The following is a 26,165-nucleotide window of genomic DNA, read 5'->3' on the forward strand; positions in this document are numbered from 1 at the left end:
CGGAGACCGCATGGTTTCGTGTTGGTGGTGTGAGGAGTAAAGACCTGCTGCGAGAACGTTTGTTTCTCGGTGGGTTGCTCAAGGGTGGAATATCAATAAAACAGCCGATGATCGGCATCTGGCAGCCTGGTTCCAGTACAACACTTCCTTGTGGGGTGTGCGGAAAGAACCGTGATGGGTTGAAAGATGTGTGGTTGTTAAGCGTTTGGCACACTGTTGGGTCCTGAAACAACAACGAAAGTTGTTTGTTTCTGGTTTCCCACACACAACCGACCGTCACGGGAAGGACAGGCACTTTGGTGCGGGTTCGACGTGGTTGGGGAGTGTGTGTTGGGGTTGTTGTTTGAGAACTACATAGTGAACGCGAGCATCTTATAGAAGGAAGCAATTTCTTTGAGATATATGAACCTGGATCTGATGCTGTTGACACCCTTTTGGGGTGTTGGTGGTGTTGATTTTCATGGTTCTCTCGATATAAGTTTTAGTGTGTTTTTGACTATTTTGTGTAGTCAAGTTTTTAAGGGCACACGGTGGATGCCTTGGCATTAGGAGCCGAAGAAGGACGTAGGAATCTGCGATAAGCCTCGGGGAGTTGATAACCGAACTTTGATCCGAGGGTGTCCGAATGGGGGAACCCCGTTACCCGTCGCAAGGCGAGGTGATGACCCACACCTGAATATATAGGGTGTGTGGAGGGAACGTGGGGAAGTGAAACATCTCAGTACCCACAGGAAGAGAAAACAATAGTGATTCCGTTAGTAGTGGCGAGCGAACGCGGAACAGGCTAAACCGTGCCATGTGTGATAGCCGGCGGGCGTTGCATGGTCGGGGTTGTGGGACTTACCGTTACGAATCTGCCGGTTCGTTGAGGGGAATGGTGCATGTATAGGTGAAGGGCTTTGAATGGCCTGCCGTAGAGGGTGAGAGTCCCGTAACCGAAATGCAGTGCACTCCCTGGTGAGTATCCCAAGTAGCACGGGGCCCGAGAAATCCCGTGTGAATCTGTCAGGACCACCTGATAAGCCTAAATACTACCTAATGACCGATAGCGGACAAGTACCGTGAGGGAAAGGTGAAAAGTACCCCGGGAGGGGAGTGAAATAGTACCTGAAACCGTGTGCTTACAATCCGTCAGAGCCACCCTAGTTGTGGTGATGGCGTGCCTTTTGAAGAATGAGCCTGCGAGTTAGTGTTACGTCGCGAGGTTAACCCGTGTGGGGAAGCCGTAGCGAAAGCGAGTCTGAATAGGGCGATGCAGTGGCGTGATCTAGACCCGAAGCGAAGTGATCTACCCATGGCCAGGTTGAAGCGCGTGTAAGAGCGCGTGGAGGACCGAACCCACTTCAGTTGAAAATGGAGGGGATGAGCTGTGGGTAGGGGTGAAAGGCCAATCAAACTTCGTGATAGCTGGTTCTCCCCGAAATGCATTTAGGTGCAGCGTTGCGTGTTTCTTACCGGAGGTAGAGCTACTGGATGGCTAATGGGCCCTACAAGGTTACTGACGTCAGCCAAACTCCGAATGCCGGTAAGTGAGAGCGTAGCAGTGAGACTGTGGGGGATAAGCTTCATAGTCGAGAGGGAAACAGCCCAGACCACCAACTAAGGCCCCTAAGCGTGTGCTAAGTGGGAAAGGATGTGGGATTGCTTAGACAACCAGGAGGTTGGCTTAGAAGCAGCCATCCTTAAAAGAGTGCGTAATAGCTCACTGGTCAAGTGATTCCGCGCCGACAATGTAGCGGGGCTCAAGTACACCGCCGAAGTTGTGGATTTCAAACATTACCCAAGCTAAGGATTCGTTCCTGGTTCAGGGGTTTGGAGTGGTAGGGGAGCGTCGTGTGGGCATTGAAGCCGCAGTGTGAACTAGCGGTGGAGCCCACACGAGTGAGAATGCAGGCATGAGTAGCGAAAGACGGGTGAGAAACCCGTCCGCCGAATGATCAAGGGTTCCAGGGTCAAGCTAATCTGCCCTGGGTAAGTCGGGACCTAAGGCGAGGCCGACAGGCGTAGTCGATGGACAACGGGTTGATATTCCCGTACCGGTGAAGAACCGCCCATATTGAACTGATGATACTAACCACCCAAACCGCCAGTGCGTGTCCTTCGGGGCCAGGCTGTGTGGGGAGCGTGGGACCTGAGTCAGGGAGGTAAACGTATTAACAGGTGTGACGCAGGAAGGTAGCCGAGCCGGGCGATGGTAGACCCGGTCTAAGGACGTAGGAAACGCGATAGGCAAATCCGTCGCGTTGTCTTCAATGACGATTCTGAGATCTGATGGGACCCCCGTATGGGGGAATTCGGTGATCCTATGCTGCCTAGAAAAGCATCGACGTGAGGTTCCAACTGCCCGTACCCCAAACCGACACAGGTGATCAGGTAGAGAATACTAAGGCGATCGAGAGAATTATGGTTAAGGAACTCGGCAAAATGCCCCCGTAACTTCGGGAGAAGGGGGCCTGCCCCGTGAAGGAACCTAGCGTTCCGTGAGCGGGTGTGGGCCGCAGAGACCAGGGGGAAGCGACTGTTTACTAAAAACACAGGTCCGTGCGAAGTCGCAAGACGATGTATACGGACTGACTCCTGCCCGGTGCTGGAAGGTTAAGAGGACCGGTTAGCTACTTCGGTAGCGAAGCTGAGAATTTAAGCCCCAGTAAACGGCGGTGGTAACTATAACCATCCTAAGGTAGCGAAATTCCTTGTCGGGTAAGTTCCGACCTGCACGAATGGAGTAACGACTTCCCCGCTGTCTCAACCATAAACTCGGCGAAATTGCAGTACGAGTAAAGATGCTCGTTACGCGCAGCAGGACGGAAAGACCCCGAGACCTTTACTATAGTTTGGTATTGGTGTTCGGAGTGGCTTGTGTAGGATAGGTGGGAGACTGTGAAACCGCAACGCTAGTTGTGGTGGAGTCATCGTTGAAATACCACTCTGGTCACTTTGGACATCTAACTTCGGCCCGTAATCCGGGTCAGGGACAGTGCCTGATGGGTAGTTTAACTGGGGCGGTTGCCTCCTAAAAAGTAACGGAGGCGCCCAAAGGTTCCCTCAGCCTGGTTGGCAATCAGGTTTCGAGTGTAAGTGCACAAGGGAGCTTGACTGTGAGAGGGACACCTCGAGCAGGGACGAAAGTCGGGACTAGTGATCCGGCGGCACATTGTGGAATGGCCGTCGCTCAACGGATAAAAGGTACCTCGGGGATAACAGGCTGATCTTGCCCAAGAGTCCATATCGACGGCATGGTTTGGCACCTCGATGTCGGCTCGTCGCATCCTGGGGCTGGAGTAGGTCCCAAGGGTTGGGCTGTTCGCCCATTAAAGCGGTACGCGAGCTGGGTTTAGAACGTCGTGAGACAGTTCGGTCCCTATCCGCTGCGCGCGCAGGAAATTTGAGAAGGGCTGTCCTTAGTACGAGAGGACCGGGACGGACGAACCTCTGGTGTGTCAGTTGTACTGCCAAGTGCATCGCTGATTAGCTACGTTCGGATGGGATAACCGCTGAAAGCATCTAAGCGGGAAGCTCGCTTCAAGATGAGATTTCCATACACGCAAGTGTGAGAGGCCCCCAGCTAGACCACTGGGTTGATAGGCCGGACGTGGAAGCGAGGACTAAAGACTCGTGAAGCTGACCGGTACTAATAAGCCGATAACTTACACTACACACAAGTATCACCACCACGGAGTGCGAATAAACCTTCAAAAGCTATTCACACCCCAGGTACCGATACAACACACTGCTCACGTTCACTATGTGGTTCCCAACCAACAAACCCACCCCCGAACCTAACGGGGGCCGGCACGTTCGGTACACACGGGAAACCAAACACCACCAGGATCAAACCCGGTAGTGACCAAACCCACCCCGGTGGGCACGGCACCACCAGCAACGATCCTGTAAACTAAATATTGTTGTTCCAACAAGAACACCCAACAAGCCACCCACCCGGATACCAGCAATGGAACCGGGATTGGGGAACGAGTTACGGTGGTCATAGCGTGGGGGAAACGCCCGGTCCCATTCCGAACCCGGAAGCTAAGACCCACAGCGCCGATGGTACTGCATTCGTGAGGATGTGGGAGAGTAGGACACCGCCGGACAACACCAAAAAGGGTAGAGGCCCCGCACACACACCGTGCGGGGCCTCCCCACCTTTAACAACCCACACACACCCACCACACCACGCAGGCCCCCACACGGGGCCACTGCTGTTTAAGGGACCGGGGCCATCCATATGACCCGGCGGAAACGCCGTCGAACCCGCCACAGCTGATGGAGAAGACAACGGAGCTGTGCCTACCATGGCGTATGTGCAGGAATATCAGAACCCTCTATAACTTTGAACCCCGCGCCACTACGGCCGAAGTGGACGCAGCCGCGCTGCAATACGTACGCAAGATCAGTGGCAGCACCAAACCGTCGCAGGCCAACCAGGAGGCCTTTGCGGAGGCCGTGGAGCAGATCGCCCAGGTCACCCAGCACCTGCTTGACTCGTTGGTCACCCATGCGCCGGCCCGCAACCGTGAGGAGGAGGCAGCCAAGGCCCACGCCCGTGCTGAGATCCGGTTCGGTGCCGTGTAGGGCAGATCCACCCTCGTGCCAGTCCGATGAACCGGCCCCGCAAAGGAATCGCAACTTCCCGATACACGGCGTCCGGCTGGAGCGTAGGCTTGCTGAATGTCGAATATCTTTTCTCACGCGCCCGAGCCCGACTATGTTGCCCCTGTGCAGACGTCCACTCTGACCGAGACAGTAGTTCTCGGGGTTCCAGTGGAGCACGCCTTCGACGGTTTCACCGATGGTGCACACCTGTGGTGGCCCGTCGACACCCAGAGCGTCTTCGGCGACGGATCGCACGTGGCGTTCCTGCGCGATCATGTGGTGGAGGAATCCGAGGACGGTGAAGAGCTCGTTTGGGCGGATGTGGTGGACTGGCAATCACCCCAGCTGATCAAGTTGGAGTGGACCCTGGGGATGGAGGCACAGGCGGCCCATGACGTCGAAATTCGCTTCGACGGCGTTTCGGCCGACTCCTGCCGGGTGACGGTGGAGTTCGAGCAGGGTGACGGCGGTCATGGTGAGGGTGATTTTGATTGTGATTGGTCACTTATCGTGGCCAGATTCGCCAGATTCATGGGCGGGCCGCTCAGCCTCGACTAGACTGTACTGTGGACCATTGGGTCCAAGATTTTTGCAGTAGAAGATCAATAGTGAAGAGCGGCTGTTACTGTGCCAGTTAGTGCGCTCAAAGGTTTAGGAGTCGGCATGGCTGAGCATTACGGTGGCAACCGCGAAGGAAATTCACACGGACGCAGCGGCGGTGGATTCAACGGAGGCCAAAACCGCGGTGGCTCCGGCGACCGTCCCTACGGCAACCGCGATGACCGCGGCGACCGCCCGGCGCGTCCCGCTGGCGACCGTGACAACCGTGGTGGTTACAACGACCGTCCGGCCCGCACCGGTGGCGACCGCCCCTATGGCAACCGCGATGACCGCGGCGGCCAGGGTGGACGCCCCTATGGTGACCGTCCGGCACGCCCGGCCGGTGACCGCGACAACCGTGGTGGTTACAACGACCGTCCCGCACGCACTGGTGGAGATCGCCCGTACGGTGACCGTCCGGCACGCCCGGCCGGTGACCGCGACAACCGTGGTGGTTACAACGACCGTCCCGCACGCACTGGTGGAGATCGCCCGTACGGTGACCGTCCGGCACGCCCGGCCGGTGACCGCGACAACCGTGGTGGTTACAACGACCGTCCCGCACGCACTGGTGGAGATCGCCCGTACGGTGACCGTCCGGCACGTCCCGCTGGTGACCGCGACAACCGCGGTGGCTACAACGACCGTCCCGCACGCACTGGTGGAGATCGCCCGTACGGAGACCGTCCGGCACGCCCGGCCGGTGACCGCGACAACCGCGGTGGCTACAACGACCGCCCCGCACGCACTGGCGGCGACCGCCCGTACGGAGACCGTCCGGCACGTCCCGCCGGCGACCGCGACAACCGCGGTGGCTACAACGACCGCCCCGCCCGTACCGGCGGCGATCGCCCGTACGGCAACCGCGATGACCGCGGCGGCCAGGGTGGACGCCCCTACGGCGACCGTCCGGCCCGCCCCGCCGGCGACCGCGACAACCGTGGCGGCTTCGGCGACCGCGAAAAGCGTGGCGCGGACCGTCCCATGGTCAACGGCCGCCGTGAAGACCGCAAGCCCTATGGCGACCGTCCCGCACGTTCCGGTGGAGACCGTCCCTATGGCGACCGTCCGGCACGTCCGGCCGGCGACCGCGACAACCGCGGTGGCTACAACGACCGCCCGGCACGCACCGGTGGAGACCGCCCCTACAACAGCCGCCCGCAGGGTGACCGCGAAGACCGCGGCCCCCGTCAGGCACCCGTCCGGAACGCTGCGGACCTGCGCAGCGCAAACCGCCCCGACCGCGACCGTTCGCCGGAAATTGACCGCGACGTCACGGGCGAGGAACTGGACAAGGTCACCCGCGCCCAGCTGCGCATCCTGGATTCACGCAACAACGAGTGGGTTTCCAAGCACCTGGTCATGGCCGGCCGGTTGATCGACTTCGACCCCGAGCTTGCTTTCCAGCACGCCTTGGCGGCAAGCCGTCGCGGTGGCCGCCTGGCCTGTGTCCGTGAGGCCGTGGCCATGACGGCCTACGCCGCCGGCAACTACGCCGAGGCGCTGCGCGAACTGCGTACCTACCGCCGCATCAGCGGCTCCAACGTCCACCTGCCGCTCATGGCCGACTGTGAGCGCGGACTGGGCCGTCCCGACAAGGCACTTGACCTGATCAAGTCCGAGGACGCCGCCACCCTTGACACGGCCGGCAAGGTTGAACTTGCCATCGTCGAGTCCGGTGCCCGTGGCGACCTGGGCGAGCTCGACGCCGCCCTGTCCGCGCTGGAAATCCCGCAGCTGGACATCAACCGGGCGTTCTCCTTCAGCCCGCGCCTGTTCCGCGCTTACGGCATGGTGCTTCGCGCCGCCGGACGCAAGGACGAGGCCAAGACCTGGGAACGCCAGGCGCTTGTTGCCGAAGAAGCCTTGGGCCTGGACGACAGCACCGACTCGATCATCGTGGACCTGGGCGACGACGAGGACATCCCGCTGGATGCCCCGCGCACTCGCCCCCGTGTTGCCGACGTCATGGAACCGGCCACCGCGCCGTCCGTCGCCGAGGAAAACGCCCCGGTGAACGAGCACGAGGACACCAACGTGGACGACGCCGATTCGGACTACTTCGAGTCCGACGACGCCGAGTCCGACGAGGACAGCGCCGAGGCCGATTTCGACGACGCCGATGACAGCGACGACGACGACGCCGACCACGGTCAGCAGGAGAACTAACACCTTGACGGGGGAAACTATGCTGTCCGGATTCGATGCAATTCTGGCGGATTTGGACGGCGTGGTTTATGCCGGGCCGCACGCCATCGATGGGGCCATCGACGCCTTGGTACGCCTGGCGGACCATGGCGTTGCACTGGGGTACGTGACGAACAACGCGTCACGCACCCCGGCGCACGTTGCCGCCCATCTGCGTGAGCTCGGCGCCCCCGCCGAGGACGACCAGGTGGTCAGCTCGGCACAGGCCGGGGCCGCGCTGCTGGCGGATAAGTTTCCCGCTGGCAGCAAGGTCCTGGTCATTGGCAGCAAGGCCCTGGTGCGCGAGATTGAACTTGTCGGCATGAAATCCGTCGACAGTGCCCACGACGATCCCGACGTCGTCATCCAGGGCTTTGACCCGCACCTGGGCTGGGCCAACCTGGCGGAGGCCACCTACGCCATCAACGCCGGGGCCACCTGGATTGCCACCAACACGGACATGACGATCCCGCGGGACCGCGGGATCGCCCCGGGCAACGGCACGCTCGTGGCGGCCGTTCGCGCCGCCGTCGGGCATGATCCGCTCGTCGCCGGCAAGCCCGAGGCACCCCTGTTCCACACAGCCGCCAAGCGCCTCGGCGCCACGGCGCCGCTGGTGGTGGGGGACCGGCTGGACACCGACATCCTGGGCGGAAACAACGCGGGCATGGCCACGGCGCTGGTGCTCACCGGCGTCGACTCCGTCGACACCGCACTCCGGGCCCGCACGGCGGAGCGCCCGCGCTTCATCATCGAAAACCTGCAGGGCCTGTACCAGCCTTACCCGGAAACGACCCGGGCCGGCGGCGTCTTCACGTGTGGCGGGGAGCAGGCCGGCGTGGACGGAAACACCATCACCGTGACACTTTCCGGCAGCAACGACGACGGCAGCTGCGACCTCAACGCCGGGCGCGCCATGTGCGCAGCCTGGTGGGCGGCCGTGCCGGACTCGGACACCGTGACCGCCCCCCGCGTTGTCTTCCAGCGCGCCGGGCAGCTCGCGGCGGACTCCCGTGCGTGAGGAACCGGCCGGCCACGCCGCCGGATCCGGCCCCACGGGCGATCCCGCCGTGGACGCCGTCGTCGCGCGGGCGGGTGCTGCCGCAACCCTGCCCACCTCGGCCCACAACGGACTTTACGCAGAATTGCTCGAGGACCTCCAACGCGAGCTCGACGCCGATCCCGCCGCCGTCATGACGGGCGGCACGGCCCCGGGAGCCGTGCAGTGACCCGGCTCGACCAGGAACTGGTGAACCGCCAACTTGCCCGCTCCCGCACCCTCGCCGCCTCCCTCATCAAGGCCGGCCGCGTCAGCGTGGACGGCAAGCCGGCCGCCAAGGCGTCCCTGCCCGTAACGGCGGAGTCACCCATCGCTGTGTCCGACGACGGCGAACCCGACTACGTTTCCCGCGCCGGACACAAGCTGGCCGGCGCCCTGGCCTTCTTCCCGCAGGTCCAGGTGGCAGGAAAACGCTGCTTTGACGCGGGCGCCTCCACCGGCGGCTTCACCGACGTGCTGTTGCGCAACGGGGCAGCCTCCGTGGCCGCCGTCGACGTGGGCCACGGCCAACTCGTCGAATCCCTGCGCAACGACCCCCGCGTCGACGTCCATGAAGGCGTCAACATCCGCTACATGGAAGCGACGGAAATTGGTGGACCCGCGGACCTGACGGTCTGCGACCTCTCCTTCATCTCGCTGACCATGGTCATGGCACCCCTGGCCCTGGCAACACGCCCGGGCGGGGACCTGTTGCTCATGGTCAAGCCCCAGTTCGAGGTGGGCAAGGAGCGCCTGGCCCGCACCGGCGTCGTCGGCAGCGACAATGAGCGCCGCCGCGCCGTGGGGCAGGTGGCAAGCTCCGCCGTCGAGAACGGCCTGGTGCTGCGCGGTTTGGGAACCAGCACGCTGCCCGGCCAGGACGGAAATGTGGAGTATTTTCTGTGGGCCACCCGGGAACTGTCGGCGCAGGCACATAAGATCGAGGAACGGGACCGTGCCGTCGAGGAATTGCTGGCACGGCTCTGGCCCTGACCGACAACACTTGAGGAAGCACCGTAAGATGACACGCCGCGTCTTGATTCTTGCCCATACGGGGCGCGAGGAATCGATGATTGCCGCCCTCGAGGCCTGCGTACAACTCCACGCCAACAACATCGTGCCCGTCATGTACGCCGACGAACTGGCCGACATGACCGGGTACCTGGGTGTCTCCGACGTCCGCATGGAAATCCTGGACCGTGACGTCACCCTGGCCGACATTGAACTCGTCATGGTCCTGGGCGGCGACGGAACCATCCTGCGCGCCGCCGAACTGGTCCGCGAACACGACCTCCCGCTGCTGGGCGTCAACCTGGGCCATGTGGGGTTCCTGGCCGAAAGCGAACGGGCCGACCTCATCCAAACCGTCGACTGGGTGGTGCGCCGCGAATACTCCGTGGAGGAACGCATGACCCTCGACGTCAAGGTCAGGGTCAAGGGCAAGGTGGTCACCCACACCTGGGCCCTGAACGAGGTTGCCCTGGAAAAAGGCAACCGCGAACGCATGATCGAAGTCGTCACCGAAGTGGACGGCCGTCCGTTGAGCTCCTTCGGCTGCGACGGCGTGGTCATGGCCACGCCCACGGGATCCACCGCGTACGCATTTTCCGCCGGCGGACCCGTGGTGTGGCCCGAGGTGGAGGCGCTGCTCATGGTGCCCATCAGCGCCCACGCCCTTTTCGCCAAGCCCCTCGTCGTGGCGCCCACCTCCACCCTCGCCGTGGAGGTACTGACCCGCAATGGCGCCCACGGCGTGATTTGGTGTGACGGTCGGCGTACCGTGGACCTGCTGCCGGGCGCCCGGATCGAGGTGACCCGCTCCAGCCAGCCGGTCAAACTGGCCAGGACCCAGCAGTCGCCGTTCTCCGAACGCCTGGTGCGCAAGTTTGAACTGCCGGTCCAGGGCTGGCGCGGACCCTCCACGGAGGAAGCCGTGCCGCCCACCTCGCAGCTGCCCATCATCAGAAGCCCCAAACCCAAGTCCTCGCCGGAGGGTCATCACACAGGGCCCATCCCGCCCGTGCCGGACCTGACAGTCGCCCCGGCCCACCTGCCCAGCACCTTTGAAGGGGTTGCACCACTTCATGATTGAGGAAATCCGGATCCGCGACCTCGGGGTCATCTCCGAGTCCACTCTGCCCCTGGGCCCCGGCCTGAGCGTCGTCAGCGGTGAAACCGGCGCGGGCAAGACCATGGTGGTGACCGCCGTCGGGCTGCTGCTGGGCAACCGGGCCGACGCCGGCGCCGTGCGCAACGGCGCCAAGTCGGCCTCGGCCGAGGCCACGCTGACCCTTCCCAAAGGGCACGCCGCCCTGGCGCGGGCACTGGAGGCCGGCGCCGACATTGATGAGTTCGACGGCGGCGCCGAACTGATCCTGGCCCGCACCGTCAGTGCCGACGGCCGCAGCCGGGCCCACGTGGGCGGCCGCAGCGCACCCATTGGCGTCCTGACCGAACTGGGGGAGACCCTGGTGGCCGTGCACGGGCAATCGGACCAGATCAGGCTCAAGAACCCCGCGGCCCAGCGCGAGGCGCTGGACAAATTTGCCGCCGAGGCGCAAAAGCAGTTCCCGGCCGCCATGGAAAAGTACCGGGCCGTTTTTGAGCGGTGGCGGGCCGCCCGCGCCGAACTGGAACTCCTGCGCACCTCCAGCCGGGAGCGGTTGCGGGAAGCCGAATCGCTGACCGCCGCACTGGCCGAGATCGACGCCGTCGATCCCCGTGAGGCGGAGGACGAGCAACTCAAGGCCGAGGCCGTGAAGCTGGGCAACGTGGAGGAACTGCGCCGAGCGTCCCTGGGCGCGCACGAGGCCCTGATCGCCGAGGACTACGGCGACGGGCCCGACGCCGTGACGCTCGTCGACACCGCCAAGCGCCTGCTGGAGACCGTTGCGGACTCCGATGAGGAACTGGCCGAGACCGCCAAGCGGATTTCCGAGGTGGGGTTCCTGCTGGCCGACATCGCCCGCGATCTTGCCGGCTACGCAACGTCCCTTGACTCCGAGGGTCCCGGCCGGCTGGCCGAGGTTGAGGACCGCCGCGGCGAGCTTGGCGTGCTGGTGCGCAAATACGCGCCCAGCATTGACGAGGTGCTCGTGTGGGCCGACGCCGCCCGGACGCGCCTGGATGACCTGACGGACGATTCGGGCCGCATTGAAAAGCTCGACGCCGAGGTGGCCGCCGCCGTCGTCGAACTTGAGGCGCTGGCAGCCGACGTCACCCGGCTGCGCCGCACCGCCGCGGACAAGCTCTCCAAGCAGGTCAGTGCCGAACTCAAGGCGCTGGCCATGCCCGACGCCAAGCTCGTCATCGAAATCACCCCCGCCGAACGCGGCATCCACGGCGCCGACGACATCACGTTCCTGCTCCAGCCGCACGCCGGCTCCTCGCCGCGGCCGCTGGGCAAGGGCGCCTCCGGCGGTGAGCTCTCCCGCGTGATGTTGGCGCTGGAAGTGGTGCTGGCCGCCGTCGACCCCGTCCCGACGTTCATCTTCGACGAGGTGGACTCGGGCGTGGGAGGCAAGGCCGCCGTCGAAATCGGGCGCCGGCTGGCCATGCTGGCCCGGCACGTGCAGGTTTTGGTGGTCACCCACCTGCCGCAGGTTGCCGCATTTGCGGACCAGCATATCCTTGTAACCAAAAGCTCTGTGAGCAAGACCTCAGGAGGCGGCATCACCACCAGCAATGTGCGGCTTTTGAACGATGAGGAGCGGGTGCGCGAACTGGCCCGCATGTTGGCAGGGCAGGAGGATTCGGCAACCGCGCAGGCACACGCCAAGGAATTGTTGGCAGACGCCCGGCGGGCAACACCGTAGGACCAACGCATTTCACGCGGCGGCGGTGCATCTCACAGGCGCCCGCGAACCATTATTGGCTCATTAGATGATAGGCTCGAATTCCGTGGTGCAACGATCAAATTCCCGGTTCAGTGGTCAGTCCAAGACGACCAAACACATCTTCGTCACCGGCGGCGTAGCGTCCTCGCTGGGTAAGGGACTGACGGCTTCCAGCCTCGGCCACCTGCTCCGTGCGCGCGGCCTCTCGGTCACAATGCAAAAGCTCGATCCCTACCTCAACGTGGATCCGGGCACAATGAATCCCTTCCAACATGGCGAAGTCTTCGTCACCGACGACGGTGCCGAAACAGACCTCGACATTGGCCACTACGAGCGCTTCCTGGACGAAAACCTCGAAGGCTCCGCCAATGTCACCACCGGCCAGGTGTACTCGACAGTCATCGCCAAGGAACGCCGCGGCGAATACCTGGGCGACACCGTGCAGGTCATCCCGCACATCACCGATGAAATCAAGCGCCGCATGCGCCTGCCCGCCGAGGGCACGAACGCCCCCGACGTCATCATCACCGAAATTGGCGGCACCGTTGGCGACATCGAGTCGCAGCCGTTCCTGGAGTCCGCACGCCAGGTGCGCCAGGACATCGGCCGCAACAACGTGTTCTTCGCCCATGTCTCCCTGGTGCCCTACATTGGCCCGTCCCAGGAACTGAAGACCAAGCCGACGCAGCACTCCGTTGCCGCGCTGCGCTCCCTCGGCATCCAGCCCGACGCGCTGATCCTGCGCTCGGACCGTGTGCTCCCCGAGGCCATGCATGCCAAGATCGGCCGTGCCTGCGACGTCGACGTCGAAGCCGTCATCGGCTGCCCGGACGCCCCGAGCATCTACGACATCCCCAAGACGCTGCACTCCCAGGGCCTGGACTCCTACATCGTCCGCGCCCTGGACCTGGCGTTCAAGGACGTCGACTGGACCAAGTGGGACAAGCTCCTCGAAGCCGTCCACAACCCGCTGCACCACATCGAGATCGCCCTGGTCGGCAAGTACATCGACCTGCCGGACGCGTACCTCTCGGTCACCGAAGCCCTGCGTGCCGGCGGGTTCGCCAACAGCACCAAGGTCAAGATCCGCTGGGTCCCCTCCGACGACTGCGAAACCGAAGCCGGCGCCCGCAAGGCCATCGGCGATGTCGACGCGATCTGCGTCCCCGGCGGCTTCGGCATCCGCGGGCTCGAAGGCAAGCTGGGCGCCCTGAAGTTCGCCCGCGAAAACCAGATCCCCACCCTGGGGCTGTGCCTGGGCCTGCAGTCGATGGTCATCGAGTACGCCCGCAACGTGGTCGGCCTGGAAGGCGCATCCTCCTCCGAGTTCGACGACAACCCCACCTACCCGGTCATCGCCACGATGGAAGAGCAGCTGGACATCGTCGACGGCAAGGGCGACCTGGGCGGCACCATGCGCCTGGGCCTGTACCCGGCCGTGCTCACCGAGGGCTCCGTCATCGCCGAAACGTACGGCACCACGGACGTCTCCGAACGCCACCGTCACCGCTACGAGGTCAACAACAAGTACCGCGCCCAGATCGCCGATGCCGGGCTCGTGTTCTCCGGAACGTCCCCCGACGGCAAGCTCGTGGAATTCGTGGAACTGCCCCGCGAGGTGCACCCGTACTACGTCTCCACCCAGGCACACCCGGAACTGAGCTCGCGCCCCACCCGGCCGCACCCGCTCTTTGCCGGCTTGGTTGCCGCCGCCCTGGACCGCCAGAACGCCACCCGGTTGCTGGACGCCTAGAGTGAACACCCCCGGGACACCGTCGACGACGGCTGACGCACCTTCCGCCGCAGCCTTCGCGGGGCAGGCGGAACCGGTGGCCGATTCCATCAGCCACCGCACGCTGCAGTCGTCGTCGACGGTGTACCAGGGACGCATTTGGGACGTCGTTTCCGACACGTTCACCCTGGCCCCTGGCACGGCCCCGCTGACCCGCGACTACATCGCCCACCCGGGCGCGGTCGCCGTCGTAGTGCTCAACGAGGCCAACCAGGTGCTGTTGCTGCGACAGTACCGCCACCCCGTCCAGATGGACCTGTGGGAGATCCCCGCCGGGCTGCTGGACGTCGAAGGCGAGGACTTCCTGACCGGCGCTGCCCGCGAACTGGCCGAGGAGGCGGACCTGACATCCGCCACCTGGCACGTCCTGACGGACTTCTTCAACTCCCCGGGATCCTCCAGCGAGGCAATCCGGATCTACCTGGCCCGAGGGATCAGTTATATTCCCGAGGACGAGCGGCACGTGCGCACCGAGGAGGAAGCCGAGATCGCCTTCCGCTGGGTGGACCTGGACGAGGCCGCCGCCGCCGTTTTGGCCGGACGCATCCACAACCCGTCAGCCGTCGTCGGCATCCTGGCCGCAGCCACCGCCGCACGCGACGGCTTCGACTCCCTGCGCGCCGCCGACGCCCCCTGGCCGGCACACCCGGGCCACCGCGGCCAATGACGGCGTCCGGCACAACCACGGCGTTGGGCCGGGGCATCGAGGAATACCTCCAACACGTGGGCGTGGAACGCGGTCTGGCCGCCAACACCCTGGCCGCCTACCGGCGCGATTTGCTGCGCTATGAGCACTTCCTGTCCGCCGCCCGGGTTTGTGCTCCGGCGGACATCACCCGCCACCACGTGAGCACCTTTGCCCAGGGGCTCTCCGACGGCGCCGACGGGGGAGCGGCCCTAGCCCTGCGCTCGGCAGCCCGCACCATCGTCGCCGTGCGCGGACTCCACAAGTTCTGGGCCCTGGAGGGGCTCACCGAGGCAGACCCCGCCGCCGACGTCCACCCGCCCATGGCCGGGCGCCGCCTCCCCAAGGCCATCAGTGTTGGCGACGTCACCCGGATCCTGGAGGCCGCAGGCTCCGACACCGCGGCCGGGCTGCGGGACGCCGCCATGCTTGAGTTCTTGTACTCCACCGGTGCCCGCATCAGCGAGGCCGTGGGACTCGATGTGGACGATCTTGTCCTGGCCGCGTCCGACGACGCCGGCCCCTCCCTGGTGCGGCTGTTCGGCAAGGGCTCCAAGGAACGGCTCGTGCCGATCGGCTCCTACGCATTGCGTGCTCTGGAGGCGTACCTGGTGCGCGGGCGCGGATCCCTGGCCGCGAAGGGCAAGGGCACCCCGGCGCTGTTCCTGAACACCCGCGGCGGGCGCATCAGCCGGCAAAGTGCCTGGACCATCCTGAAGGCCGCCGCCGAGCGGGCCCAGGTGGAGGCCGATGTTTCCCCGCACACGTTGCGCCACTCCTTTGCCACCCACCTGCTGGAGGGCGGTGCCGACGTCCGTGTGGTCCAGGAACTCCTGGGGCACGCCTCGGTCACCACGACCCAGGTGTACACGCTGGTCACGGCCGACACGCTGCGTGAGGTGTATGCCGCAGCCCACCCGCGGGCGCTGGGCTGATCCGGCACGGTAGCGTAGGGACCATGAGCGAAGCCGCCGCGTATTTCCGCGCCAAATTGAACTTTGAAATCGACGTCATGGACGTCCACACGGGGCTGCCGGCCGGCGAATTCGTGCTCGTCGACACCCGGCGGCACGCCTCCTGGGAGCACGGCCACGTCCCCGGCGCACTGCACCTGCCCACGGCGCAGATCCCGGACCAGGCGGCCGTGCTGATTCCCGCCGGGACACCCGTGGTGGTGTATTCGTGGGGCCCCGGCTGCAACGGCAGCACGTTCGCGGCCCTCGCCTTCGCCGAACTCGGCTACCCGGTGCGGGAAATGATCGGCGGGATCGAATACTGGGCCCGCAACGGCCTGCCCGTGGAAACCTCCGACGGCGTCACGGCCGCGAGCACGGACCCCCTCGTCACGGCCGACTGACCCGCCGTCGAACACAAAAACGCCCCCGCGGGGTTCTGTGTTGCAGTTATTGGAGCAAAAACGGCGGGAAACCGCTTTCATCGTCCAACAACTGCAACACAGTCGCGGGGGCGCGTGGAGCTCGAGGGCTACGCGGTGACGGCCAGGGCGTCGATTTCCACGAGCATGACCTCGTGCGGCAGGTCGACGAAGACCGTGGTGCGGGAGGGGAGGGCGCCGCTGGGCACGTTCTCCTTGATGAAGTCGCCGTAAACCTCGTTCATGGCGGGGAAGTCGTCGCGCGTGGTCAGGTAGACGCGGAACATGATGACGTCCTCCACGGAGGAGCCGCCGGCTTCCAGGATGGCCTTGACGTTCTCGAGCGTGCGACGGGTCTGGACGCGGACGTCGCCGGCACCGATGTACTCGTTGACGGTGGGGTCCATGGGGCCCTGGCCGGAGACCTGGAACATGTTGCCCTTCTTCACGCCCTGCGAGAAGACGTGGGCCGGAGCCGGGGCGTTTTCGGTCAATACAACAGTTTTTTCACTCATCGAGTGTTCCTTTCAGTGGCAACCCAGCCCAAATCGGTGGAGATGGCCTGTGTCCCTTGTTTTAGTACGGGTAGTAATTTCAGGAGGTCTTCATAGCTGAGCAGCACCACGGGGACGGAGAACGACGCCGCCCCGACGACCCGCCCGGTCGCGTCCCGGATGGGCGCGGCGATGCAGTGCACAAAGGATTCGTGCTCCGACTTGTCATGCGCCCAGCCCTGTTCGTGGACGAGTGCCAGCTCGGCCAGCAGTTCCTCCGGGGTGGTCAGCGTGTTCTCGGTCATCTTGATGTAGTCAAGGCCCGCGGCAATGTGTTCCTGTCGGGAGCGCGGCATGTCCGCCAGGATCACCTTCGCCACGGCCGCCGAATGCAGCGCCGCGGTCAGCCCGATCCGGGAATACATGCGCACGGGGTGGTGGGACTCGAACTTGTCGATGTACACCACCTCGGCGCCCTCCAGCTGTGCCAGGTGGACGGTGTGGCCCGTGAGGTCGTTGAGCCGGGCCAGGTGCGGGCGGGCCACCTGGCGCAGGTCGCGTTGTTCCAGGGCGCGGGAGGAGAGCTCGAAGAGCCGCCGGCCCAGCTGGAACTGCCCGGCGTCGTTGCGCACCAGGAAGTGTTCGCTTTCCAGTGAGTGCAGCAGCCGCATGATGGTGGTCTTGTGTACATCCGAGCCCGACGCCAGCTCGTCCAGGGTGGCGGGATGTTCGGCAATCCGGGTCATCAGCCCCAGTGCCCGCACCAGGCTCTGGCTCATGGCACGCTCGCTGCGAGGGCGGGGGATTCGATCCGGCCGGGGCCCACGGTGGTTGCCGCCCAGTCAGCCTCGGAGCAGCCCAGGATGCGGTCAAGGATGTTGGTGGCCGGCAGCGGTCCGCGGTCGCCGGGCACCGTCAGGGTGCAGGCGGCGCTGAGGTGTCCACGCCGCAGCGAGGAGCGCTGGTCCAGGCCAAACAGCATGCCGCTCAGGTATCCGGCGGCAAAGGCGTCGCCCGCGCCCACTGGCTCCAGCACGTCCACGCTCAGCGAGGGGACCTCCACGCGTTCGCCGTCGCGCATCAGCGCGATCGCCGAGGTGTCGGCGTTCTTGAGCACCAGCACGGCCGGATCCGGCAGCAGTGCGCGGAGTTCGGCCTCGTCGTTGGTGCCGAAGGCGGGGAGGGCCTCGTCGGTGCCCACCAGTACGACGTCGGCCTGGTTGGCCAGGGTGCGCAGCACGCCGCGGTCCTCATGGGCCCAGAGCGCCCCGCGCCAGTTGATGTCAAAGGAGATGAGCCGGCCGTTGCGCGGGCCGGCCAGGATTGCGGCAAGCATGGCCCGGCAGCTGGGGGAGAGGGCGGCCGTAATGCCACTGAGGTGGATCAGCCCGGCCGCGTCCAGCAGTGCGGCGACGTTGGGGCTTGCCAGCAGCTCCGGTCCCATGGCGGAGGCCGCGGAACCTTGGCGGTAGTACAGGACGGAACTCTCGCCGTCGTCGGACGCGGCGGAGGCGGGGATCTTCACGTACAGGCCCGTGGGCCGATCCGGGTCCGCCTCGACACCCATGGTGCCGACGCTGTGGGCGGCAAGGTCGTTGAGGATGCGGGTGCCAAAACCGTCCTGGCCCACCCGGCCCACCCAGTGGGCGTCAACGCCCATGGCGGCCAGGCCCATGGCCACGTTGGACTCCGCCCCGCCCACGCCGTAGAAGAGTTCGGTGGCCTCCGACAGCGGCACGTTGTCCGTGGGGGTGAGCATGGCCATTGTCTCTCCGATGCATACAACTGAAAGCATGGACCTTCTGCACTTCCTCTCACGGAATTGTGGGGCGATGGCGGCGCCATCGCCGTCTTGACGGACGAATCCAGACCATGTTAGACATGTCGTTAGTGAGTTTGCAACCAGCGTTGCAAAATACGCAACGGGGCCGGAGTGCTGGCCCGTGAAGGGAATTGGCAGTGGGCACCACAGTGGGCAGCAACGCAGCATCGACGGACACCGGCGCAACGATCGAACCGGGCATCAACAATGCCATGGTCGACAGGCTCGACGACGTGGAGCTGGGTTGGCGGTTCAAGGCCGTCCCCGCCGCCGCGCACGGCCAAAGCGCCGGCGGCTACGTCAACTCCGGCGTGCACCTGGCCGATCTGCAAACACCCCTCCTGACCCTCGACGCCGCCGTCATGGCCGCCAACGTGGACCGCATGGCCCGCTGGTGCGCCGAAAAGGGCGTGCTCCTGGCACCCCACGGCAAGACCACCATGGCACCGCAGCTGTGGCGCCAACAGCTTGAAAACGGCGCATGGGGCATCACCTTGGCCAACGCCTCCCAGCTGCGCGTGGGCCACGCCTTCGGCCTGCGCCGCGTCATGGTGGCCAACACGCTCAGCGATCCGCAGGCCGTCACCTGGCTTGCCGGCGCACAGGGCCCCGACTTCTCCGTCGTGTCCTGGGTCGATTCGCTCCAAAGCGTCGCCCTCCTGGACGCCACCCTGGCCGCCATCCCCGAAGCCGTCCCCGGCTCCGACGCCGTGCTGGACGTGATCGTGGAGCTCGGCGGCAACGGCGGACGCACCGGCGCCCGCACCGTGGCCGAGGCCCTGGCGATTGCCCGCGCGGTCCACGCCTCGAGCCACCTGCGCCTCGTGGGCGTGGGCGGCTATGAAGGCTCCCTGGCCCACACCGCCGACGCCGGCGCATTGGGCACCGTGCGCGGCTACCTGTCCGCCGTGAAGGAGCTGCACGAACACCTTCTCGCCGCCGATCTGTACGCCGCCGACGCCGACATCATCCTCACGGCCGGCGGCAGCGCCTACTTCGACGACGTCGTGGACGTCCTGGCAGGCAGCGCCACCAACGGCACGTCCCCTTCAGGCGCCGCGGGCCAGCGCGTTGAGCTGATCATCCGCAGCGGCGCCTACATGGTGCACGACGACGGCTTCTACCGCGGCATCTCGCCGTTTGGCCGGGGTGCGGAGGCCGAGGCCGGGCACGCTCCCTTCGCCTCGGCCATGCACGCCTGGGCCCGGGTGGTGTCCGCACCCGAACCCGGCCTGGCGATCCTGGACGCCGGCAAGCGCGACCTGCCGGTCGATGAGGGCCTGCCCGAACCCCAACTGCTGGGCCATGCCCTGGGCGGGGAGATGGCCACCCTGGACGGTGCAACCATCAGCTCCGTCAACGACCAGCACAGCTTCCTGCGCTACGACCCCGAGACCACCACGGTCGCCATTGGCGACGTGGTCCGGCTGGGCCTGTCCCACCCGTGCACCGCGTTCGACAAGTGGACGCTCATCCCCGTGCTGGCCTCCGCCGCCGACGACCGCGTGGTGGAGCTCATCCACACGTTCTTCTAGACCGTCGTGACAAACACACCCAACGCCCCGCAGCAGCTCATTGCCAACGCCACGGTCGTGGACGGAACGGGCGCGCCCCGGTTCGCGGCCGACGTCGTCCTGGTCGGCGGGAAGATCCAGGCCATCACCGCGCCGGGCACCCATGCCCCCGGCCCCGGCGTCATCGACGCCACGGGGCTTGTGCTCAGCCCCGGATTCATCGACATGCACGCCCACTCGGACCTGCAACTGTTCCTGAACCCCGGTCACTACGCCAAGCTCAGCCAGGGCGTCACCACCGAACTACTGGGCCAGGACGGGCTCTCCTACGCCCCGATCGACGACGCCACCCTCGACGGCGTGCGGCAAAAGATCGCCGGCTGGAACGACAACCCGGCGGACTTCGATTTTTCCTGGCGCACCGTGGCGCAATACCTTGACCGGCTCGACGAGGGCATCGCCACGAACGCCGCCTACCTGGTGCCGCAGGGCACCGTGCGGGCCATGGTGCACGGCTTCGGCGAAGGTGACGCCACGGACGCGGAAATCGCCGCCCAGCAGGCCGTGATCCGCCAGGCCATGGAGGACGGCGCCGTGGGCATGTCCTCGGGCCTGACCTACACGCCGGGCATGTACGCCACCACCGAGGAATTGGCACAGCTGTGCTCCGTGGTGGCCGAGTTTGGCGGCTTCTACGCCCCGCACCACCGCTCCTACGGCAAGGGCGCGCTGGAGGCCTACGACGAGATGATCGAGCTCAGCCGGGAGACCGGCTGCGCCCTCCACCTCTCGCACGCCACCATGAACTTCGCCCCCAACAAGGGGCGGGCGCCGGAACTTCTGGGCCTGATTGACCGTGCCCTCGACGACGGCGTGGACATCACGCTGGACACCTACCCGTACCTGCCCGGTGCCACCACGCTTTCGGCGATCCTGCCCAGTTGGGCGTCGGCGGGCGGCAGCCAGGCCACCATGGACAGGCTGCGGGACCCGGACACGCTGGCCCGGATCCGTGAAAACGTGGAGATCTACGGCTCCGACGGCTGCCACGGCGTGGTGGCCGAGTGGGAGACCCTGGAAATTTCCGGGGTCAAGAACCCGGAACTGAACCACTACGTGGGCAAGACCATCGAGGCCATCGCCGCCGAGACGGGCGCCGAACCGTTCGAGACGTTCGTGGACATCCTGCTGCGCGACAAGATGGCCACCGGCATCCTCCAGCACGTGGGGCACGAGGAAAACGTGCAGGCCATCATGGTCCACCGCACCCACACAGGCGGCAGCGACGGCATCCTTGTCGGCGGGAAACCGCACCCGCGCGCCTGGGGAACGTTCCCGAAGTTCCTGGGCCACTACAGCCGCGAGCTGGGCCTGCTCAGCCTCGAGGAGATGGTCAACCACCTCACCGGGCGGCCCGCCGCCCGGCTGAAGCTCGTGGACCGGGGCCTGGTCCGCGAGGGCTTCGCCGCCGACCTGGTCCTGTTCGACCCGGCCACCGTGGACGCTACGGCCACCTTCGAAAACCCCCGCCAGGCTGCGGCCGGCATCCACTACGTCTTTGTCAACGGCGTCGCCGCCATCACCGCGGGCAACCCGACCGGCGCACTTGCCGGCCGCGCACTGCGCCGCACCCCGGAAGGAACCCTCCCCACCCATGAATAACGAAGAATTCATCGCCCGCCTCGAAGCGGACCGCACCATCGCCGTGGTCCGCGCCCCCGACATCGCGGACGCCGCCGAACTCTGCCGCGCCCTCGTGGCCGGCGGCATCACCGGCGTCGAGCTGACCTACACCACGCCCAACCTGCTCAAGCACGTGGCCCGTGCCGCCGAAACCGCGGCCGACCACGGCGGCATCGTCGGCGTGGGCACCGTGCTGACCGCGGACCAGGCGAAGGCCGCGATCGACGCCGGCGCCCAGTTCCTGGTGACCCCCGGCATCCGCCCCGAGGTGGCCAAGGTGGCCGCCGACGCCGGCATCCCGTTCAGCCTCGGCGCCCTGACCCCCACCGAGGTGGCCATGGCCCTTGACCTGGGCTCCGCCGTCGTGAAGATCTTCCCGGCCCGCGCCATGGGCCCCGGCTACCTGAAGGACCTCCAAGGCCCCTACCCGGGCGTGAAGCTGCTGCCCTCCGGCGGCATCAGCGCCGACAACGCCAACGACTACCTGGCCGCCGGTGCCATCGCCGTCTGCTGCGGCACAGCCGTGGTGCCGCCCGCCGTCGTCGCCGCCGGGACCTGGGCCGACATCGCCGCCCGCGCCGCCGCCTTCACCGGCATCCTCCGCTAACCTTTTTCCCTGCCGAAAGACCGTTCCATGACTGATTTCCTCAACTGGCTGCACCATGACACAGCCGGTCTCTTACTGCTGGCCGGCGCGGGCATTGCCCTGCTGCTCGTCCTGATCATCAAGGTCAAGCTTGAACCGTTCATCGCCCTGCTCGTGGTGGGCGTTGCGGTGGCCCTCGTGGGCGGTGTCTCCGTCCAGGACCTGGTGGGATCCGCCACGAAGAGCAGCGACTCCATCCTGGAAAAGGGCTTTGCCGGAATCCTGGGCCACATCACCGTGATCATCGGGCTCGGCACCGTGCTGGGCGCCATCCTGGAACGCTCCGGCGGCGCCGAGGTGCTCATGCAGCGCCTCGTGAAGCTGTTTGGCGAAAAGGGTACGCCGCTGGCCATGGGCATCACCGGCTTCGTGCTGGGCATCCCGGTCTTCTTCGACATCGGCATCTTCGTGCTGGCGCCGCTGGTGTACGTGGCCGCCGTGCAGGGCAAGAAGTCCCTGATCCTGTACGCCCTGCCGCTGCTGGCCGGGCTGTCCGTCACGCACGCCTTCCTGCCCCCGCACCCGGGGCCGGTGGCCGCCGCCGGACTGTTCCACGTGGACCTGGGCTGGCTCATCATCATGGGCCTGGCCTGCGGCATTCCCGCCTGGTTCGCCTCCGGCATCCTGTGGGGCACCTGGATCGGCAAGCGCGTCATGGTGGAGGTCCCCGCGGACCGCGTCATTGAAGAGTCCGAGGAAGCCAAGAAGTTGGGCGAACCGGGCCTTGGCACCGTATTGCTGGCCATCGGCACGCCGATGATCCTGATCCTGGGCGGCACCTTCGGCAACGTCATGCTGCCCGCCGGCGGCTTGAAGACCACCCTGCAGTTCCTGGGCAGCCCGGCCATCGCGCTGACCGTCGCCGTGCTGCTGGCCATGTGGCTGCTGGGCACGCGCCGCGGCATGACGGGCCAGGAACTCTCCGAGCTGACGTCATCCTCGCTGCGCCCCGTCGGCATGATCCTGCTGGTGGTCGGTGCAGGTGCGTTCTTCGGCGCCGTGCTGTCCGCTACCGGCGTGGGCACGGCCGTGGCCGATTCGCTGGCCACGGCCGGCCTGCCGCTGCTGCTCTCCGCTTATGTGATCGCCTCCGGTATGCGCATCGCCCAGGGTTCCGCGACGGTCGCCATTGTCACCACCGGCGGCATCCTGGCCCCGAGCGTGCTGGCCGCCGGCTACTCGCAGCCGCAGCTGGCCCTGGTGGTCATGGCCATCGCCTCCGGCTCCATCATCGCCAGCCACGTCAACGACGGCGGCTTCTGGATCATCTCCAAGTACTTCAACATGTCCGTCAAGGACACCCTGAAGACCTGGACCGTGCTGGAAACCGTGCTGTCCGTGGTGGGCTTCGGCATGGCCGCCCTGATCTGGCAGTTCGTCTAAACACGGCTTAACGCCAAAACGGCGCTTTCCGGTCGTGTAGGGGGTTTAGGACCCCCCTACAAGACCGGAAAGCGCCGTTAGGCGTTTAAAGCGCGATCTTCGCCGCGGCCCGGCGGGAGCCGAGCTTGACGGAGATGCGCAGCCCGACGGCGGCCGCCATGGGACCCACCTCGCGCACCTTGGCAGGGGTCATCCGGGAGGTCAGCGAGGAGACGCTCAGGGCGGCCACCACCACGTCGTCGTGATTGAAGATCGGGGCGGCCACGCAGCGCACCTCGGGCTCGTTCTCGCGGTCGTCGATGGCATAGCCGCGACGCCGGACCGCACCGAGCTCCTGGCGCAGTGCCGCCGGGTCCGTGATGGTCTTGGCGGTGATGGGCAGCAGCGGCGCCGACAGGATGGTGGAGACCACTTCCTCGGAGCTGTACGCCAGGATCGCCTTGCCCACGGCGGTGCAGTAGGCCGGCATGGTGGCGCCAACCCGGGACGCCATCCGCACCGTGGCCTCGTCCTCCACCTTGTCCAGGTACACCACGTCATGGCCCGAGAGCACCACCAGGTGCACGGTGTTGGCGGTCTTGCGCATCAAGGAACGCAGCTCGTCGTTCGCGGCGCTGCGCAAATCCAGCGAGTCCAGGTACGACTGGCCCAGCCGCAGGCTGCCAAAGCCCAGCCGGAACTTCCCGGTCAGCCGGTCCCGCTCAATGAGGTTCTCGTCGATGAGCGGGGTGGCCAGGCGCAGCACCGTGCTCTTGTTGATCCCCGAACGCTTCGCCAGGTCCACGAGGGACATGCCCTCCGTGGTGGGCTGTTCGGCCACCACGGAGAGCAACAGGAGCGCCTTTCGCAGGGACGACGACGAATTCCGCTTCTCGGCGTTGTCCTCCGGTTCGCTCACGGCACCGGCACGGCCAGGGCTGAATCGAGCTGCTCCTGGTCGTAGTCCCGCTTCCAGCCGGCCACGCCGGGAAGCTGCTGCCAGGGGTGCGGGCCGTCGAGGGGACGGAACTCCACGCCCATCGCGGCGAGCCGGTCAAGGTGCGCGGGGGAGAGCCGGGCGTGGAAGTCGGCGTAGTAGCGGGTGTCCGGGTTGGACCAGAAAACCTCGGCGATGGCGCTGAGCCGCGGGAAGGCGGCATAGTCGATGCGCCGGGCCGACGTCAGGTGTTCGGTCCAGATGTTGGCCTGCGCGCCCAGGAGCCGGCCGGGGTAGTCGCCGCCATCGGCGTCGGGCAGCGGCTCAAAATTGTACACCGCCTCCAGGGTGGTGACGAAGCCGACCGGGATCGGCTCGGACTCCAACGCCGACTGGCGGTGGTCCAAGTACAGTTTGTGTTCCGGACACATGACTACATCGTAGCCCTTGGCGAGCGCGGCCAGGCCGCCCTCGAAGCCGCGCCAGGACGCGACCAGGGCGCCGTCGGGCAGGCCGACGTCGGTGATCTCGTCCCAGACACCGGCCTTGCGTCCGTGCAGGTGCAGGTGGTCGGCCAGTTGGCCCACGAACCAGCCGTGCAGCCCGGCCACGGAGTCGTAGCCAAGGTCGGCGGCGGCCTGCAGGGCGTACGGGCTTGCGTTCCACTGATCCAGCGGGACCTCGTCGCCGCCCAGGCTGATCCAGGGGGAGTCGAAGATGTCCATGACCTCGTCGAGGACGTCCTTGTAGAACTGGACGGCCACGGGGGTGGGCTCCAGGACGTTGGGGTTGATGCCCCACCGGGTCCACACCTCCAAGGGCTTGCCGGCCAGGCCCAGCTCCGGGTAGGCGGCAATGGCGGCCTGGGAATGCCCGGGAACGTCGATTTCGGGGATCACGGTGATGTTCCGGGCGGCCGCGAACGCGACAATCTCGCGCAGGTCCGCCTGGGTGTAGAAGCCGCCGTGCGGGGTGCCGTCGAAGATGCCCGCACGCCAGGCGCCGCGGTTCGACTCCTTCCGCCATGCGCCAACCTCGGTCAGGCGCGGGTACTTCTTGATCTCCACCCGCCAGCCCTGGTCGTCGGTCAGGTGCAGGTGCAACACGTTGAGCTTGTGCGCGGCCGCGACGTCGATGAAGCGCAGCACGTCATTTTTGGGGATGAAGTGCCGGGCCACGTCCAGCATGACGCCGCGGTAGCCGAAGCGCGGCCGGTCGGTGATGACGGTGGTTGGCAGTTCCCACGACGATTCGATCGAACCCTGGCGCAGCGCCGCCGGGCCCAGCAGCTGGCGCAGGGTCTGGGCGCCGTAGAAGGCGCCGGCCTCGGAGGAGGCGGCAATCCGCACGGCCGTGTCAATGGCCAGCGTGTAGCCTTCGGCCGGCACGGACGCGTCGAAGACGAAGGTGATGGTGGCCGCCGGGGCGGTGGGGAGGTCCCAACCGGTGGCGGCACCCAGGGCACGGACAAACCAGCGCCGCGCACCGGCCAGCTCCGGGGCGGAGGAGACGCTGGTGGCGGCGTCGAGCGCCAGGGTTGAACCGGTGCCCGAATAGGACCAGGGGGCGGGGATCAGGGTGTGCATGGGAGGCCTTT

21 protein-coding genes and 2 rRNA genes are annotated in these 26,165 nt (G+C 65.9%); 18 read left to right on the top strand and 5 right to left on the bottom strand.

What is annotated here, in order from left to right:
• Positions 1–507 precede the first annotated feature (507 nt).
• The 14 genes from AL755_RS07790 to AL755_RS07855 all read left to right on the top strand — a co-directional run bounded on the left by AL755_RS07790 (position 508) and on the right by AL755_RS07855 (position 16,092).
• Positions 508–3,656 (top strand): 23S ribosomal RNA (locus AL755_RS07790).
• A gap of 321 nt (positions 3,657–3,977) precedes the next feature.
• Positions 3,978–4,094 (top strand): 5S ribosomal RNA (rrf, locus tag AL755_RS07795).
• A gap of 208 nt (positions 4,095–4,302) precedes the next feature.
• Positions 4,303–4,575, top strand: coding sequence for a DUF2277 domain-containing protein (locus AL755_RS07800; protein ID WP_054010520.1), 273 nt, complete (start codon positions 4,303–4,305; stop codon positions 4,573–4,575).
• Positions 4,576–4,671: 96 nt separating this feature from the next.
• Positions 4,672–5,154, top strand: coding sequence for a hypothetical protein (locus AL755_RS07805; RefSeq protein WP_054010521.1), 483 nt, complete (start codon positions 4,672–4,674; stop codon positions 5,152–5,154).
• A 105-nt stretch (positions 5,155–5,259) separates the two neighbouring features.
• Positions 5,260–7,365 (top strand): hypothetical protein, encoded by a 2,106-nt coding sequence (locus tag AL755_RS07810; RefSeq protein ID WP_054010522.1) that lies wholly within the window; start codon positions 5,260–5,262, stop codon positions 7,363–7,365.
• Positions 7,366–7,369: 4 nt separating this feature from the next.
• Entirely contained in the window at positions 7,370–8,404 is a 1,035-nt protein-coding gene (locus AL755_RS07815; protein WP_054010523.1) for an HAD-IIA family hydrolase, read from the top strand.
• Complete coding sequence (locus AL755_RS07820) at positions 8,397–8,612, top strand: hypothetical protein (RefSeq protein ID WP_054010524.1); 216 nt, start codon at positions 8,397–8,399, stop codon at positions 8,610–8,612. Before AL755_RS07815 ends, AL755_RS07820 begins: the two co-directional genes overlap by 8 nt.
• On the top strand, positions 8,609–9,415 hold the full coding sequence (locus AL755_RS07825) for a TlyA family RNA methyltransferase (protein WP_054010525.1): 807 nt from the start codon (positions 8,609–8,611) through the stop codon (positions 9,413–9,415). The genes AL755_RS07820 and AL755_RS07825 overlap by 4 nt, the downstream gene beginning before the upstream one ends.
• 28 nt (positions 9,416–9,443) lie before the next feature.
• Entirely contained in the window at positions 9,444–10,514 is a 1,071-nt protein-coding gene (locus AL755_RS07830) for an NAD kinase (RefSeq protein ID WP_082369009.1), read from the top strand.
• Positions 10,507–12,237 (top strand): DNA repair protein RecN, encoded by a 1,731-nt coding sequence (gene recN, locus AL755_RS07835; RefSeq protein ID WP_054010526.1) that lies wholly within the window; start codon positions 10,507–10,509, stop codon positions 12,235–12,237. The genes AL755_RS07830 and recN overlap by 8 nt, the downstream gene beginning before the upstream one ends.
• A 67-nt stretch (positions 12,238–12,304) precedes the next feature.
• A complete protein-coding gene (locus tag AL755_RS07840; protein WP_054010527.1) occupies positions 12,305–14,011 on the top strand; it encodes a CTP synthase in 1,707 nt (568 codons plus the stop codon).
• A 76-nt stretch (positions 14,012–14,087) separates the two neighbouring features.
• A complete protein-coding gene (locus tag AL755_RS07845; protein ID WP_054012935.1) occupies positions 14,088–14,717 on the top strand; it encodes an NUDIX domain-containing protein in 630 nt (209 codons plus the stop codon).
• A complete protein-coding gene (xerD, locus tag AL755_RS07850) occupies positions 14,714–15,670 on the top strand; it encodes a site-specific tyrosine recombinase XerD (protein ID WP_054010528.1) in 957 nt (318 codons plus the stop codon). Before AL755_RS07845 ends, xerD begins: the two co-directional genes overlap by 4 nt.
• Positions 15,671–15,693: 23 nt before the next feature.
• Entirely contained in the window at positions 15,694–16,092 is a 399-nt protein-coding gene (locus tag AL755_RS07855; RefSeq protein ID WP_054010529.1) for a rhodanese-like domain-containing protein, read from the top strand.
• A gap of 128 nt (positions 16,093–16,220) precedes the next feature.
• Here AL755_RS07855 and AL755_RS07860 read toward each other — a convergent pair whose 3' ends face one another.
• The 3 genes from AL755_RS07860 to AL755_RS07870 are packed head-to-tail and all read right to left on the bottom strand — an operon-like array spanning position 16,221 to position 18,399.
• A complete protein-coding gene (locus AL755_RS07860; protein WP_054010530.1) occupies positions 16,221–16,625 on the bottom strand; it encodes a RidA family protein in 405 nt (134 codons plus the stop codon).
• The gene (locus AL755_RS07865) at positions 16,622–17,383 is read right to left on the bottom strand and encodes an IclR family transcriptional regulator (RefSeq protein WP_054010531.1); all 762 of its coding nucleotides are present in this window, start codon (positions 17,381–17,383) and stop codon (positions 16,622–16,624) included. Before AL755_RS07865 ends, AL755_RS07860 begins: the two co-directional genes overlap by 4 nt.
• Complete coding sequence (locus tag AL755_RS07870) at positions 17,380–18,399, bottom strand: sugar kinase (protein ID WP_054010532.1); 1,020 nt, start codon at positions 18,397–18,399, stop codon at positions 17,380–17,382. The genes AL755_RS07865 and AL755_RS07870 overlap by 4 nt, the downstream gene beginning before the upstream one ends.
• Before the next feature lie 164 nt (positions 18,400–18,563).
• Between AL755_RS07870 and AL755_RS07875 the strand changes: the two genes are divergently transcribed.
• From AL755_RS07875 to AL755_RS07890, 4 genes are read left to right on the top strand one after another with little or no spacing between them, the layout of a single operon-like run.
• Positions 18,564–19,961, top strand: a complete 1,398-nt coding sequence (locus AL755_RS07875; protein WP_237762629.1) for an alanine racemase — start codon at positions 18,564–18,566, stop codon at positions 19,959–19,961.
• A gap of 6 nt (positions 19,962–19,967) precedes the next feature.
• The gene (locus AL755_RS07880; protein WP_054010533.1) at positions 19,968–21,602 is read left to right on the top strand and encodes an N-acyl-D-amino-acid deacylase family protein; all 1,635 of its coding nucleotides are present in this window, start codon (positions 19,968–19,970) and stop codon (positions 21,600–21,602) included.
• Positions 21,595–22,230: a bifunctional 4-hydroxy-2-oxoglutarate aldolase/2-dehydro-3-deoxy-phosphogluconate aldolase gene (locus AL755_RS07885; RefSeq protein WP_054010534.1), complete on the top strand. Its 636-nt coding sequence runs from the start codon at positions 21,595–21,597 to the stop codon at positions 22,228–22,230. The genes AL755_RS07880 and AL755_RS07885 overlap by 8 nt, the downstream gene beginning before the upstream one ends.
• 27 nt (positions 22,231–22,257) lie before the next feature.
• Positions 22,258–23,652, top strand: a complete 1,395-nt coding sequence (locus AL755_RS07890; RefSeq protein WP_054010535.1) for a GntP family permease — start codon at positions 22,258–22,260, stop codon at positions 23,650–23,652.
• Positions 23,653–23,737: 85 nt separating this feature from the next.
• On the opposite strand, the gene AL755_RS07895 is transcribed toward AL755_RS07890, so the two are convergent.
• On the bottom strand, positions 23,738–24,550 hold the full coding sequence (locus AL755_RS07895) for an IclR family transcriptional regulator (protein WP_054010536.1): 813 nt from the start codon (positions 24,548–24,550) through the stop codon (positions 23,738–23,740).
• Positions 24,547–26,154 (bottom strand): beta-N-acetylhexosaminidase, encoded by a 1,608-nt coding sequence (locus AL755_RS07900; RefSeq protein WP_054010537.1) that lies wholly within the window; start codon positions 26,152–26,154, stop codon positions 24,547–24,549. The genes AL755_RS07895 and AL755_RS07900 overlap by 4 nt, the downstream gene beginning before the upstream one ends.
• Positions 26,155–26,165 lie beyond the last annotated feature (11 nt).

The sequence above is a fragment of the Arthrobacter sp. ERGS1:01 genome (assembly GCF_001281315.1).
Lineage (GTDB): Bacteria > Actinomycetota > Actinomycetes > Actinomycetales > Micrococcaceae > Specibacter.